Annotated in this window: 10 protein-coding genes and 1 tRNA gene; 10 read left to right on the forward strand and 1 reads right to left on the reverse strand. The window is 72.2% G+C overall.

Annotated elements, in window-relative coordinates; all coding sequences use genetic code 11:
- Positions 1-171: 171 nt before the first annotated feature.
- The 5 genes from QF035_RS32185 (at position 172) to QF035_RS32205 (ending at position 6,525) form a co-directional block, all read left to right on the forward strand.
- Positions 172-1,065: an FAD binding domain-containing protein gene (locus QF035_RS32185; RefSeq protein ID WP_143632667.1), complete on the forward strand. Its 894-nt coding sequence runs from the start codon at positions 172-174 to the stop codon at positions 1,063-1,065.
- Positions 1,062-2,624: a 2Fe-2S iron-sulfur cluster-binding protein gene (locus QF035_RS32190; RefSeq protein ID WP_307523927.1), complete on the forward strand. Its 1,563-nt coding sequence runs from the start codon at positions 1,062-1,064 to the stop codon at positions 2,622-2,624. Before QF035_RS32185 ends, QF035_RS32190 begins: the two co-directional genes overlap by 4 nt.
- Complete coding sequence (locus QF035_RS32195; RefSeq protein WP_307523928.1) at positions 2,621-4,930, forward strand: xanthine dehydrogenase family protein molybdopterin-binding subunit; 2,310 nt, start codon at positions 2,621-2,623, stop codon at positions 4,928-4,930. Before QF035_RS32190 ends, QF035_RS32195 begins: the two co-directional genes overlap by 4 nt.
- The gene (locus QF035_RS32200; RefSeq protein WP_307523929.1) at positions 4,927-5,049 is read left to right on the forward strand and encodes a hypothetical protein; all 123 of its coding nucleotides are present in this window, start codon (positions 4,927-4,929) and stop codon (positions 5,047-5,049) included. Before QF035_RS32195 ends, QF035_RS32200 begins: the two co-directional genes overlap by 4 nt.
- A 303-nt stretch (positions 5,050-5,352) precedes the next feature.
- Positions 5,353-6,525: an SUKH-4 family immunity protein gene (locus QF035_RS32205; protein WP_307523930.1), complete on the forward strand. Its 1,173-nt coding sequence runs from the start codon at positions 5,353-5,355 to the stop codon at positions 6,523-6,525.
- Between the two features lie 131 nt (positions 6,526-6,656).
- On the opposite strand, the gene QF035_RS32210 is transcribed toward QF035_RS32205, so the two are convergent.
- Positions 6,657-6,728 (reverse strand) — tRNA-Cys (locus QF035_RS32210).
- Positions 6,729-6,995: 267 nt separating this feature from the next.
- On the opposite strand from QF035_RS32210, the gene QF035_RS32215 reads away from it, so the two are divergent.
- The 5 genes from QF035_RS32215 to dapE all read left to right on the forward strand — a co-directional run bounded on the left by QF035_RS32215 (position 6,996) and on the right by dapE (position 14,572).
- Positions 6,996-8,501 carry an MFS transporter gene (locus QF035_RS32215; protein WP_307523931.1) on the forward strand — a complete coding sequence of 502 codons (1,506 nt, stop codon included), beginning with the start codon at positions 6,996-6,998 and terminating at the stop codon, positions 8,499-8,501.
- Positions 8,502-8,752: 251 nt separating this feature from the next.
- Entirely contained in the window at positions 8,753-10,561 is a 1,809-nt protein-coding gene (locus QF035_RS32220; protein ID WP_307523932.1) for a DEAD/DEAH box helicase, read from the forward strand.
- A 398-nt stretch (positions 10,562-10,959) separates the two neighbouring features.
- Entirely contained in the window at positions 10,960-11,601 is a 642-nt protein-coding gene (locus tag QF035_RS32225; protein WP_143632657.1) for an IclR family transcriptional regulator, read from the forward strand.
- Between the two features lie 431 nt (positions 11,602-12,032).
- Positions 12,033-13,487 (forward strand): amino acid permease, encoded by a 1,455-nt coding sequence (locus tag QF035_RS32230; RefSeq protein WP_307523933.1) that lies wholly within the window; start codon positions 12,033-12,035, stop codon positions 13,485-13,487.
- Positions 13,484-14,572 (forward strand): succinyl-diaminopimelate desuccinylase, encoded by a 1,089-nt coding sequence (dapE, locus tag QF035_RS32235; protein ID WP_307523934.1) that lies wholly within the window; start codon positions 13,484-13,486, stop codon positions 14,570-14,572. The genes QF035_RS32230 and dapE overlap by 4 nt, the downstream gene beginning before the upstream one ends.
- Positions 14,573-14,585 lie beyond the last annotated feature (13 nt).

The raw sequence follows: 14,585 nt of genomic DNA on the forward strand, positions 1-14,585 counted from the left end.
GATGTGGTGCGAAAACGGACGATCCGCTGGTGGCGGTAGGAATGCCTCCTAGCGGACCCCCGCGTCGAGGGGCGGGGAAGATGTGCCAGAGTTGCCACGTCCGCCCTGTCAGCACGTACCGTACGGCAACACAGGTGGGACCAGGTGGGGCAGCGGGAAGGGGCAGCCGGTTTGACCACGCACGCACCGCAGGCGGCGCAGGCCGTGACGCTGCCCGCCTCGCTGGACGAGGCCGTGGCGGCTCTCGCAGCCATGCCCGCGGCCGTTCCCGTGGCCGGCGGCACCGACCTCATGGCCTCCGTCAACTCCGGGCAACTGCGGCCCGCCGCGCTCGTCGGCCTCGGCCGGATCAGCGAGATCCGCGGCTGGCAGTACCAGGACGGCCACGCGCTCCTCGGCGCGGGCCTCACCCACGCCCGCATGGGACGCCCCGACTTCGCCGCCCTCATCCCCGCCCTCGCGGCCGCCGCGAGAGCCGCTGGACCGCCGCAGATCCGCAACGCGGGCACCCTCGGCGGCAACATCGCCTCGGCGTCCCCCACGGGGGACGCGCTTCCCGTGCTCGCCGCACTGGAGGCGACGCTCATCATCGCGGGCCCCGGCGGCGCCCGCCGTGAGATCCCCGTCTCCCACCTGCTCGCGGGCATGGAGATGCTCCGCGGCGGCGAACTCATCGGGTACGTGCGCGTGCCGCTGCTGCACGCCCCGCAGGTCTTCCTGAAGGCGACCGGACGGACCGGGCCCGGGCGCGCCATCGCGTCCGTCGCGCTCGTCCTCGACCCCGCCAGGCGCGGAGTGCGGTGTGCCGTGGGTGCCATAGCGCCGATGCCGCTGCGGCCCCTGGACGCCGAGCAGTGGGTCGCCTCGCTGATCGACTGGGACAACAACCGCGCGATCGTGCCCGAGGCGCTGAACGCCTTCGGGGAGTACGTCGCCGCGGCCTGCATCCCGGACCCCGCACCCGCCGAGGACGGCTCCGCCCAGCAACTGCCACCCGCCGTACTGCACCTGCGGCGCACCGTCGCCGCGCTGGCCCGACGAGCACTGGGGAGGGCACTTTCGTGACCGACGACCAGCACGGAGAGAGCGGCCCCCAGTCGGGCAGCCGCTGGGATCCGCTGCCCCAGGGCGACTACGACGACGGCGCCACCGCCTTCGTCAAGCTCCCCGAAGGGGGCATCGACGCCCTCCTGGCGGACTCGCCGCTCGCCGCGCCCGGCCACGGCTACGTACCGCCGCCGATAACGCCCTCGCCCGGCACGGAAGACGGGAGCGACCCGGCCGCGCCCGGCTCCTGGGCCCCGCAGCCCGAGGGCGGGCAGCCGCAGGCCGTGCAGTGGCCCGACCCCAACGCCCTGCCCGAGGAGCACCGGCAGCCCGCCCAGGACGCTTTCGCGTACAACCCGGGGGCAACCGGCCAGTGGACCTTCGACGAGCCCTCACAGGGCGGCCAGAGCGGTCACGGGGACCAGGGCGCGCCCGGCCAGGACGTGACCGGACAGTGGTCCATTCCCGTCGCCGACGGTGATCTGCCCGACGAGTCCGGCGAGTTCACGACCTCGGCCCTGGTCGAGCAGTGGGGCGGGACCCCTCCGGCCACCCTGCCTGGCGGAGCGGCGGCGCCCTGGGCCAACGAGCCCTGGGCCCAGCAGCCGGGTCCCGAACAGCAGTCGCCCGCCGAGGAGGCCGCGGCGGCCCACGCCGAACACGGCCCCGTCGGGCCCAGCGCCGCGGAGATCGAAGCGGCCGAGATCATCGACGTCTCCGGAGAGCACGCCGACGAGATCGCGGTCTCCGTGGACCGCGAAGAATCGATGCGCGAAGGCACGATGCGCGAGGAGCCGGGTGAGGCACCGGCCGGTCACGGCCCCCCGGAACGGGCCGACGAGCGTGAAGCGCACTCTCCGGAGGAGCGCACCGAGTCACCGGCCGACGCCGCCGAGGAGCCCGCGGCCGACGACTCACCGGGTACGCCCGCGCACAACGACCACCCCCTGGCCTCGTACGTCCTGCGGGTGAACGGCGTCGAACGGCCCGTGACGGACGCCTGGATCGGCGAATCGCTGCTCTACGTACTGCGCGAGCGGCTCGGTCTCGCGGGCGCCAAGGACGGCTGCTCGCAGGGCGAGTGCGGGGCCTGCAACGTGCAGGTGGACGGCCGGCTCGTGGCGTCCTGCCTGGTGCCCGCCGTGACCGCCGCAGGCAGCGAGGTCCGCACCGTCGAGGGGCTCGCCGCCGACGGGCAGCCCTCCGACGTCCAGCGGGCGCTCGCCAAGTGCGGTGCCGTGCAGTGCGGATTCTGCGTCCCGGGCATGGCGATGACCGTGCACGACCTCCTGGAGGGCAACCCGGCGCCGACCGAGCTGGAGACGCGCCAGGCCCTGTGCGGCAACCTGTGCCGCTGCTCCGGCTACCGGGGCGTCCTGAACGCCGTGCGCGAGGTCGTCGCCGAGCGCGAGGCCCACGCGTCCGCGGACAGCGCGGACGCCGCGGACTCTGTGTCCTCTGCGGATGCCCGTATCCCGCACCAGGCGGGCCCCGGCGCCGGCGGCGTCAACCCGTCCGCGTTCGAGTCCCCACAGCCGCATGAGCGGCCCTACGGCCAGGACGGAGGCCAGGCGTGAGCAACGACACCGCCACCGCGACCGCCGCGGAGCCCGGCACCGCCCCGGAGCCGCTGCCCCACGGCCTCGGCGTGTCCCTGCCGACCGCGGAAGCACGCGCCAAGACGGAGGGCACCTTCCCGTACGCGGCCGACCTGTGGGCCGAGGGCCTCCTGTGGGCCGCCGTCCTCAGATCGCCGCACCCGCACGCGCGCATCCTGTCCATCGACACCACCCACGCGCGCGAGATGCCCGGCGTACGGGCCGTCATCACCCACGAGGACGTGCCCGGCACCGCGCTGCACGGCCGCGGCAGAGCCGACCGTCCGGTGTTCGCCTCCGAGGTCGTACGCCACCACGGGGAGCCCATCGCGGCCGTCGCCGCCGACCACCCCGACACCGCCCGCATGGCCGCGGCCGCCGTCATCGTCGAGTACGAGGCACTCGACCCGGTGACAGACCCGGAGCAGGCCTTCGAGGCCGAACCCCTGCACCCCGACGGCAACCTGATCCGCCACATCCCGCTGCGCCACGGCGACCCGGACGCGGCCGGCGAGATCGTCGTCGAGGGCCTCTACCGCATCGGCCGCCAGGACCCGGCCCCGATCGGCGCGGAGGCCGGCCTCGCCGTGCCCCGCCCCGACGGCGGGGTCGAGCTCTACGTGGCGTCCACCGACCCGCACGCCGACCGCGACACGGCCGCCGCCTGCTACGGCCTGGAACCGGAGCGCGTGAAGGTCGTCGTCACCGGAGTGCCCGGTGCCACCGCCGACCGCGAGGACCAGAGCTTCCAGCTCGCCCTCGGACTGCTCGCCATGAAGACCGGATGTCCGGTCAAACTCACCGCGACGCGCGAAGAGTCCTTCCTGGGCCACGCCCACCGGCACCCGACGCTCCTGCGCTACCGGCACCACGCCGACGCCGAGGGCAAGCTGGTCAAGGTCGAGGCGCAGATCCTGCTCGACGCGGGCGCGTACGCCGACACGTCGTCCGAGGCCCTCGCCGCCGCCGTCTCCTTCGCCTGCGGCCCGTACGTCGTGCCGAACGCCTTCATCGAGGGCTGGGCCGTCCGCACCAACAACCCGCCCTCCGGGCACGTACGCGGCGAGGGCGCCATGCAGGTGTGCGCCGCCTACGAGGCCCAGATGGACAAGCTGGCGAAGAAGCTGGGCGTCGACCCGGCCGAACTGCGCCTGAGCAACGCCATGGCCACGGGGGACGTGCTCCCCACCGGCCAGACCGTGACGTGTCCCGCCCCGGTGGCCGAACTGCTGCAGGCCGTGCAGGACTTCCCGCTGCCCGCCCTCCCGAAGGACACGCCCGAGGACGAGTGGCTGCTGCCCGGCGGACCCGAGGGCGCCGGCGAACCCGGTGCCGTACGGCGTGGCGTCGGCTACGCCCTGGGCATGGTCCACATGCTCGGCGCCGAGGGCGCGGACGAGGTCTCGACCGCCACCGTGAAGGTCCACGACGGCATCGCCACCGTGCTCTGCGCGGCCGTGGAGACCGGCCAGGGCTTCACCACGCTGGCCCGGCAGATCGTCCAGGAGACGCTCGGCATCGAAGAGGTGCACGTCGCCTCCGTGGACACCGATCAGCCCCCCGCGGGGCCCAGCTGCCGCGGCCGCCACACCTGGGTGTCCGGCGGCGCGGTCGAACGGGCCGCCAAGATGGTCCGTACGCAGCTTCTGCAGCCCCTGGCCCACAAGTTCGGTATGTCCACCGAGCTCCTCCAGATCACCGACGGCAAGATCACCTCGTACGACGGTGTGCTGTCGACGACCGTCACGGAGGCGATGGACGGCAAGGAGCTGTGGGCCACCGCGCAGTGCCGCCCGCACCCCACCGAACCGCTCGACGGCACCGGCCAGGGCGACGCCTTCGTGGGGCTCGCCTTCTGCGCGGTCCGCGCGGTCGTCGACGTCGACATCGAGCTGGGTTCGGTACGGGTCGTGGAGATGGCGCTCGCCCAGGACGTCGGGCGGGTGCTGAACCCCGCGCAGCTCGCCTCCCGGATCGAGGCCGGTGTCACCCAGGGCATCGGTGTCGCCCTCACGGAGAACCTGCGCACCGCGCGCGGGCTGGTGCGCCACCCCGACCTCACGGGGTACTCGCTGCCGACCGCCCTCGACACCCCCGACATCCGCATCGTCAAGCTCGTCGAGGAGCGTGACGTGGTCGCGCCGTTCGGCGCGAAGGCCGTCAGCGCGGTGCCGGTGGTCACCTCCCCGGCCGCGGTCGCTTCCGCGGTACGGGCGGCCACGGGGCGCCCGGTGAACCGGCTGCCGATAAGGCCGCAGGCGGCCGTGGTGACGGCGACGCAGTGACCCCTCCCGAGCCGCCGCGCTACGAACCGGGGCCGGGCGTCGGGAAACTGATGCTGTGGGTGCTGGTGTTCGTGCTGGCCGCCGTGGTGGTCGTCGCGGGCGGCGTGTACTTCGGCTGAGGTGGGGTCCGCCCACGGCTGAGGTGAGGTCCGGATCCGGCCGAGCGCTTCGGGGCCGGATTCTGCCGAGGACTGCTGAGAATCCGCTGGTCACGGCGGTGCCGGGGCGTTGTCAGTGGTGCCGCGTAATGTTCTGGGCAGTGGGGAGGACCGCTGGGCGGCGGGACATCCTCCACGGGTTCTTCATGCGTTTTCCGTGGGTCTGTCCACGGGTCCCATACGCGTGTTCCCGTGGAGTTCCCTGAGCGTGCCGCCCGGTCCGGTCCTGCCGGGGGACTGTGAACAACCATGCGCGGGGGAACGATGAGCACGACGGACGCCGGCATCAAGACGATCACCCTGACCGAGGACGAACTCGACCCGTACGTCACGCACGCGGCGACGCGGCGCTGGCTGGCGGGCCCCGGACTGCCGGACGACGGCGGCCTGTTGACCTTCGAGGCACTGCGCGCGGACGGCCCCCGGACGGTGGCGGACTCGACCGGGGACCCGGACCTGCTCGCCGAGGACCTGCGGGACCAGCTGGTGATAGGCGCACTGCGTGGCCCCGCCGACGCCGAGACTGAGTCGGTCCTGCTCGATGGGGCGACGGGCGAGGTCTCCACCACGTACTTCTTCCACGACCGCCCCGACCTGATGGACCGTCGCCCGCTCGCGCCCTCGCTCCAGGCGCTCACGGAGTTCGTGGCGGCGACGGAGGAGATGGCGGCCAGACGCGGCCGGTTCGCCTCCTACGAGGGCCGGTTCGGGCCGAAGACCGTGGCCGCGATGTCACGGCAGTTGCTCGCGGTCTTCGAGGAGGGCACCGGCGGCGAGATCCCGCCGTTCTGGCGGATGGCCGCGCTGATCCGTCCGCTGGCCCTCGTCGCGGGCCCGCCCGCCGACGAGACCCTGACCTTGGACCTGCCCGACCGGCTGCTGGACCAGGAGTTCGGCCAGGGCCGGGTCGTGCGCTTCGAGGACGTCGACTTCCCGGCGGCGCTGGCGCACGAGCCGACCCGCCGCTTCCTGCGCGACACGGGCCTGCCGGAGGACGGCTTCCTCTTCCAACTGGACACGGACGTCCCGCTGCCGACCCTCGCCGAGTACTACGAGGACGAGCGCCCGGGCGAGTACACGGCCGCCGAACTCCCCGACGGCTCCGACCACTTGATACGCCTCGGCCACCTCATCGAGGACAACAGCCTGGTCGTCGACGGCTCGACGGGCGCGGTCCTCAACTGGAGCGAGCCCGAGGCCACCCTGCACGCCCTCAACACGGACGTCTCGACCCTGGCCTTCACCCTCTGGCTGCTCCACCGCGAGAAGGCCATCGACGGCACCCTGTCCCACGAACTCACGACGGAGGCCTACGACCAGTTGGCCACGACGATGACGCAGACCCTGTCGACGGTCGACCCCACGGGCACCGCCTCCCAGGCGGACTGGCACTACTGGACGGAACTGTTCCAGGACGAGGCGGGCGGGGTGCTGTGAGCCTCCGTGCACGGGGGCGTGCCTCCGCCTGAACCAGTCGTGTACGGCCGCCGCAGGCGCGTCCTGCGCACGGCCGCCACACACGCGTCGGGGCCGGCCGCCTGACAGCGGTCGACCCCGACACCGAACAGAGGCCGTGGCGGGAATTGAACCCACGTGCCTCGCTTTGCAGGCGAGTCCCTAAGCCACTCGGGCACACGGCCAAGCTTGAGTCCGGTGTCGCGGTGACTCGGCCACCGGGTGTTCCGGACTCGTTGTGTCGAACGTACGGCGCTGTCGGCAGGGGGCTCAAGGGATGGGGCGGGGCTGCAATGGGACTGCCACACGGCGTTCATGAAAGGAGGCGGGGAGGGGTGGGGGAGGGGGGCTGAGGGAGGGGCGGGCGAGGGCGGTCGTACGACCAAGGTCCCGGGGTGGGACCCGTCTTCCGACAGGGGTCAATGTCAGTGGTGCCCCTTACGCTGACGGGCATGACCACCCTGGAACCGCGCGACATCGGCGTCGCTGAGACCCCGGCCGGCCTGGCCGGGCCTGCCGACCCGGCCGCCCCCGCGACATCGGCCGCACAGATTCCGGCGACCGATGCCGGCGCCGGTGAGGGTGTCCTCGGGCGTGCCCATCGGGCGCTCAGTATCGGGATCGTGTCCGTCGTGCTGCTGATCGCCTTCGAGGCGACGGCCGTAGGAACGGCGATGCCGGTGGCGGCGCGGGAGCTGGGCGGGGTCTCGTTGTACGCGTTCGCGTTCTCCGGGTACTTCACGACGAGCCTGTTCGGGATGGTGCTTGCCGGGCAGTGGTCGGACCGTGCGGGCCCGCTGGGGTCGCTGACGGCGGGGATCGGGGCGTTCGCGGCGGGGTTGCTGCTGTCGGGGACGGCCGGGGTGATGTGGCTGTTCATCCTCGGGCGGGCCGTGCAGGGGCTCGGCGGCGGGCTGGTGATCGTCGCGCTGTACGTGGTCGTGGGGCGGGCCTATCCGGAGCGGTTGCGGCCGTCGATCATGGCGGCGTTCGCAGCGAGCTGGGTGATCCCGTCCGTGGTCGGGCCGCTCGCCTCCGGCGCGGTGACCGAACACCTCGGCTGGCGCTGGGTGTTCGTCGGGATACCGGTCCTCGTCCTCCTGCCGCTGGCGTTCGCGCTGCCGCAGATACGGCGGCGGGCGTCCGGCCCGGCCGGGGGAGCCGTGGCCTCGCCCTTCGACCGGCGGCGCATCCGGCTGGCGCTGGGCATCTCGCTGGGCGCCGGGCTGCTGCAGTACGGGGCGCAGGACCTGAGGTGGCTCTCGGTGGTACCGGCCGTGGCGGGGGTCGCCCTCCTGATCCCGGCGGTGCTCGGGCTGCTGCCCAGAGGGACCTACCTGGCGGCGCGCGGACTGCCGTCCGTCGTGCTGCTGCGCGGGATCGCCGCCGGGTCCTTCATCGCGGCCGAGTCCTTCGTGCCGCTGATGCTGGTCACCGAGCGGGGGCTGTCGCCGACGCTGGCCGGATTCTCACTGGCGGCGGGCGGGGGCACCTGGGCGCTGGGTTCCTTCGTGCAGTCCAGGGCGCGCGTGGAACCGTACCGGGACCGGCTGATGATGCTGGGCATGGTCCTGACCGCGGCCGCCATCGCCGCCGCGCCGAGCGTGCTGATCGACGGGGTGCCGGTGTGGACCGTCGCGGTGGCCTGGGCCTTCGGCTGTTTCGGCATGGGCCTGGTGATCTCCTCCACCAGCGTCCTCCTGCTCCACCTCTCCGCCCCCGAGGAGGCCGGCACCAACTCCGCCGCCCTCCAGATATCCGACGGCCTCTCGAACGTCCTCCTCCTCGCAGCGGGCGGCGCGGCCTTCGCGGCCCTGGGCGGCGGCACGGTCACCCATGCCGCCACGAACGCCTCCGGCGGCCATCCGGCCGCCTTCGCCGCGGTGTTCCTGCCGATGGCCGGGGTGGCGCTGGTGGGGGCCTGGGTGACCACACGGCTGCGGGCGGATTCCTGCTGACCTGCTGACCCGCTGATCGCGGGGGCGTCGCTTGGCTGACGGACCCGGCGAAGTCTCGCCCCGCCGACGAGAACAAGCCGCATCCACCCGACCGTGTTCTCTGTGACCTGAGTCCCATCCAAGGGTGACCCCGCGTCGTCCGCGCGTTGACGTGGTCGGGGCGCCGGTAGGGTGGCCCGGTTGTCATACGCAGCAGATGTCAGCAGCAGATGTCATACGTAGCCGAGCCGCCCAACCACCCCACGGAGACCGTGACTACCACCGCCGCCAGTGCCACCTCCTCGCACCACCTGTCACCCGCGTTTCCCGGGCGGGCCCCTTGGGGTACCGCCAGCAAGCTGCGTGCCTGGCAGCAAGGTGCCATGGAGAAGTACATCCAGGAGCAGCCGCGTGACTTTCTCGCCGTCGCCACACCCGGAGCCGGCAAGACGACCTTCGCGCTGACGCTCGCCTCCTGGCTGTTGCACCACCATGTCGTGCAGCAGGTGACCGTGGTCGCGCCGACCGAGCATCTGAAGAAGCAGTGGGCGGAGGCGGCCGCGCGGATAGGGATCAAGCTGGATCCCGAGTACAGCGCGGGGCCGCTCAGCAAGGAGTACCAGGGCGTCGCGGTCACGTACGCAGGTGTCGGCGTGCGGCACATGCTGCACCGCAACCGCGTCGAGCAGCGCAAGACCCTGGTGATCCTCGACGAGATCCACCACGCCGGTGACAGCAAGTCCTGGGGCGAGGCCTGCCTCGAGGCGTTCGAGCCCGCCACCCGCCGGCTCGCGCTCACCGGTACGCCCTTCCGGTCCGACACCAACCCCATCCCCTTCGTCACGTACGAGGAGGGGAACGACGGGATCCGGCGGTCCGCCGCCGACTACACCTACGGATACGGCAGCGCGCTGGGCGACGGTGTCGTGCGGCCCGTCATCTTCCTCTCCTACAGCGGCAACATGCGCTGGCGTACGAAGGCGGGGGACGAGATCGCCGCCCGGCTCGGCGAGCCGATGACCAAGGACGCGGTCTCGCAGGCCTGGCGCACCGCCCTCGACCCGCGCGGCGAGTGGATGCCGAGCGTGCTGCGCGCGGCCGACCAGCGGCTCACGGAGGTCAGGAAGAGCATCCCGGACGCCGGTGCCCTCGTCATCGCCTCCGACCAGGAATCCGCCCGCGCGTACGCCAAGCTCATCCGTGACATCACCGGCAGCAAGGCCACCCTCGTCCTCTCCGACGACACGGGCGCGTCCAACCGCATCGACGAGTTCAGCCACAGCGACGACCGCTGGATGGTCGCCGTCCGCATGGTCTCCGAAGGCGTCGACGTGCCCCGGCTGGCGGTGGGCGTGTACGCGACCACCATCTCCACGCCGCTCTTCTTCGCCCAGGCCGTCGGCCGTTTCGTACGGTCCAGGCGGCGCGGCGAGACCGCCTCCGTCTTCCTGCCGACCGTCCCCGACCTCCTCACCTTCGCCAACGAGATGGAGGTCGAGCGCGACCACGCCCTCGACAAGCCCAAGAAGGAGGGCGAGGAGGACCCGTACGCCGAATCCGAGAAGGAGATGGAGGAGGCGAACAAGGAGCGGGACGAAGAGGACGCAGACACCGGGGAGCAGGAGCAGTTCTCCTTCGAGGCCCTTGAGTCCGAGGCCACCTTCGACCGGGTGCTCTACGACGGCGCCGAGTTCGGTATGCAGGCCCACCCGGGCAGTGCGGAGGAGCAGGACTACCTCGGTATTCCGGGGCTCCTCGAACCCGACCAGGTCCAGCTCCTGCTCCAGAAGCGGCAGGCCCGGCAGATCGCGCACAGCCGCAAGAAGCCGGACGACGAGGCCGACCTTCTCGAACTGCCCGCCGAGCGACGGCCCGTGGTCTCCCACAAGGAGATGCTGGAGCTCAGGAAGCAGCTCAACACGATGGTCGGCGCGTACGTCCACCAGAGCGGCAAGCCCCATGGTGTGATCCACACCGAGCTGCGCCGGGTGTGCGGCGGGCCGCCGAGCGCGGAGGCGACGGCCGGGCAACTGCGTCAGCGGATCGCCAAGGTGCAGGAGTGGGCCACCCGTATGCGGTGACCGCGCTCCCGCCCGCCCCGGTAAGTCCACGTGAGCGCCAGTGCCGTCATGGCACCGGCGCTCACGCGTGTGCGCGCTCTGTGCAGGGGTCGTGCACGCCGAGTGGTGTGCGCTGGACATAGCAGGGCAAAAGCGAACCTAACTCCGGGTAACCGAACCCGGTCCGTACCTGCGAACGCCCGGATTCTGGACGGAGACTTCCGCTGAGCGAACCAGCTCGCTACTGTCCCGCTACGCACACGCCCCGTGGCAGCGCCGCCGCGGAGCGCAGCCGGTGCCCGCCCGGGAGAGCCCGGGACGCTGCCGACCGGCGGCCTCTGACGCGCGTCGCCGATGGGACCGGTGACGCATCCGCCGCGTAGGGGGCCGTCGACTCTCACCACTAAGGAGTGGGCGTCGTGACCGCGGAAACCTCCCAGACGCTCGACCGGGGACTGCGTGTCCTCAAACTGCTCGCCGACACCGACCACGGTCTGACCGTCACCGAGCTGTCCAACAAACTCGGAGTCAACCGGACCGTTGTGTACCGCTTGCTCGCCACGCTGGAACAGCACGCCCTCGTACGCCGTGACCTGGGCGGCCGTGCCCGCGTCGGGCTCGGCGTGCTGCGGCTCGGACGGCAGGTGCATCCGCTGGTCCGCGAGGCCGCGCTGCCCGCGTTGCGCTCGCTGGCCGAGGACATAGGGGCGACCGCCCATCTCACGCTGGTCGACGGTGCGGAGGCGCTCGCCGTCGCCGTGGTCGAGCCGACGTGGACCGACTATCACGTGGCCTATCGCGCCGGGTTCCGTCATCCGCTCGACCGGGGGGCCGCCGGCAAGGCGATCCTCTCCGCGCGGGCCGCTTCCGCGGAGGAGCCGGGGTACACCCTTACTCACGGGGAGCTGGAGGCGGGCGCCAGTGGGGCGGCTGCGCCGCTGCTCGGGGTGACCGGGGTGGAGGGGAGTGTGGGGGTGGTCATGCTTGCGGATGCTGTGCCTGAGCGGGTGGGGCCGCGTGTCGTTGACGCGGCCAAGGAAGTGGCTGAGGCGTTGCGTTGACCTTGGATCGGAGGGTGCGGGGGGTTGGGGGTGCCGTGAGGGAGGTTGTGCGTCGGCTGCGGGTGGGTGGGGGCTGGTCGCGCAGTTCCCCGCGCCCCTGAAAGACTGCGCAGTTCCCCGCGCCCCCAAAGGACGCGCTGGTGCCCGTGCGCCTGAAGAGTGCGCTGCTCCCCGTGCGGCTGAAGGGCGCGTGGTTCCCCGAGCGCCTAGAGATTGCGCTGCTCCCCTTGCGCCTAACGGGCCCGCCGTTTCCCCGTGCCCTGAAGAGCGCGCGGATCCCCGCGCTCCTGAGCCCCGTGTTTCCAGGTCCGTCTCGGCTTTGGCCTTGTGGCCAAAGGTCTGGGTGTGCCTCTGGCTGATTCGCTCATCGGACTCCGTCGCGCGCTCTCCATCATCAGGGGCCAGGCAGGGGAACGGTGGAGGGAGTCAGGGTGAAGACGGTTGGTGGGCCGCCAGGGGTGGGGCAGGGGTCAGGGGTCGCCGGGCGGTTGACGCGGCGGCAGGAGGTGGGGGCGCTCGTCGCCGATGCGGCGGACAGTCCGCTCAGGCGGACCATGGGGCTCGGGCAGCTGACGCTGCTCAGCATCGGTGCCACGCTCGGCACCGGCATCTTCGTCGTCCTCGGGGAGGCGGTGCCGGAGGCCGGTCCGGCCATCGTCGTCTCGTTCCTCGTCGCAGGGACGACCGCGCTGTTCTCCGCGCTGTCCTACGCCGAGCTGGCCGGCATGATCCCGGGCTCCGGATCCTCGTACAGCTACACCTACGCGACGCTCGGCGAACTCGTCGCCTGGGTCTGCGGCTGGTGTCTGATCCTGGAGTACGGGGTGTCGGTGGCCGCGGTCGCCGTCGGCTGGGGCCAGTACGTCAACGAGCTGCTCGACCTCACCGTCGGCGTCACGCTCCCCGACTCGCTCAGCGCCCCGCCGGGCGACGGTGGCCTGCTGAACATCCCGGCCGCCTTCATCGTCGTACTCTCCATGGTCGTGCTGCTGCGCGGCGCCCGTGAGAGCGCGGTGGTCAACACGGTCATGGTCGCCGTGAAGGTCGTCGCGCTCGTGATGTTCAGCGCGGTCGCCTTCACCGCCTTCCGCGCCGGGAACTTCACCCCGCTGTTCCCGCTGGGTGCGGCCGGTATGAGCGCGGGCGCCGCCTCGCTGTTCTTCTCGTACATCGGGTTCGACGCCGCGTCGACCGCCGGTGAGGAGGCGAAGAACCCGCAGAGGGACCTGCCGCGGGCCATCATCCTCTCCCTGCTCGTCGTCACTGCCCTGTACGTCCTCGTCGCCGTCGCCGCACTCGGCGCGATGCCGTGGCAGAAGTTCGAGGGCACGGAGGCGACGCTCAGCCAGGTGCTCGTGCAGTCCGTGGGCGGGGGCAGCCTGTGGCCGATCCTGCTCTCGATCGGCGCGGTCGTCGCGACGACGAGTGTCGTGCTCACCGTCCAGTACGGGCAGATCCGCATCCTCTTCGCGATGTCCCGCGACGGGCTCGCACCGCCGCTGTTCGCCAAGATCCACCCGAGGACCGGCGTCCCGCGCGCCAACACGGTCATCGTCTCCTCCTTCATCGCGGTGCTGGCGGCCCTCGTCCCGCTGGGCGCCCTGGCCGATGCCACGAGCATCGGCACGCTCTTCGCGTTCATGCTGGTCAACCTGGCCGTGGTCCTGCTGCGCCGCCGCAGCCCGGAGGCGCAGCGCTCCTTCCGCGTCCCGTTCTCGCCGGTCACCCCGCTGCTGGGCGTGGGCTTCTGCGTCTACATGCTGTTCAGCCTCGGGCCGGACACCTGGATCGCGTTCGGCGGCTGGATGGCGGTCGGGCTGCTGGTGTACTGGACATACGGGATACGGCACTCGAAGCTCAACCAGTCGCAGGGGAGCGCCAGTTGAATCGCCTCGGCCTCCCGGCCCTTCTCGATCCGCTCGCCACCGACGTCGTCGGCCTCACCCGCGCTCTCGTCGACGTCCCCTCCGAGAGCGGTGCGGAGGAGGCCCTCGCCGACATCGTCGAGGCCGCCCTGCGCCCACTCGGCCACCTCGTCGTGGAGCGGGTCGGGAACTCGGTCGTGGCCCGTACGGACCTCGGCCGCGACGAGCGGGTGATCATCGCCGGGCACCTCGACACCGTGCCCGCCGCGGACAACCTGCCCGCGCGCCAGGCGGACGACCGTCTGTACGGGCTCGGCGCCTGCGACATGAAGGGCGGGGTCGCCGTCGCCCTGCGCCTGGCCGCCACCGTCACGGCACCCGTGCGCGACATCACGTACGTCCTCTACGAGTGCGAGGAGATCGAGGGCGACCGCAACGGGCTCCACACGATCGCCGGTTGCCGGCCGGAGCTCCTCGAGGCCGACCTCGCCATCCTCATGGAGCCGTCCGACGCGGGCGTCGAGGCGGGCTGTCAGGGCGTGCTGACGGCCGACATCACCGTCCGCGGGGAGCGGGCGCACACGGCTCGCGCGTGGAGGGGGGTGAACGCCGCCCACCGCGCCGCACCCGTCCTCCAGCGGCTCGCCGACCACACGCCCGAGCGGGTCGTGATCGACGGCCTGGAGTACCGGGAGGGGCTCAACGCCGTCGCCGTACGCGCCGGGGTCGCCGGGAACGTCGTCCCCGACACGTGCGTCATCACCGTCAACTCCCGTTTCGCGCCGAACCGTTCGGCCGAGGAGGCGGAGGCGTACGTGCGTGGGCTCTTCCCGGAGCGGGAGTACGAGGTCGACGTCACCGAGGTCGTGCCGGGTGCGCTGCCAGGGCTCGGGCAGCAGGCGGTCGCCTCGCTGGTCCGCGTGCTGGGGGCCGAACCGCGCCCGAAACTGGGCTGGACGGACGTCGCCCGGTTCGCCTCGCTCGGCACGCCCGCGCTCAACTACGGCCCCGGGGACCCGGTGTTGGCGCACGCGGCGGGGGAGTACGTACCGCTCGCGCAACTGCGGGAGTGCGAGGAACGGCTCAGGAACTGGCTGACGCCCTGAGGCCGAGCCGCGG

The organism is Streptomyces umbrinus (genome assembly GCF_030817415.1).
Lineage (GTDB): Bacteria > Actinomycetota > Actinomycetes > Streptomycetales > Streptomycetaceae > Streptomyces > Streptomyces umbrinus_A.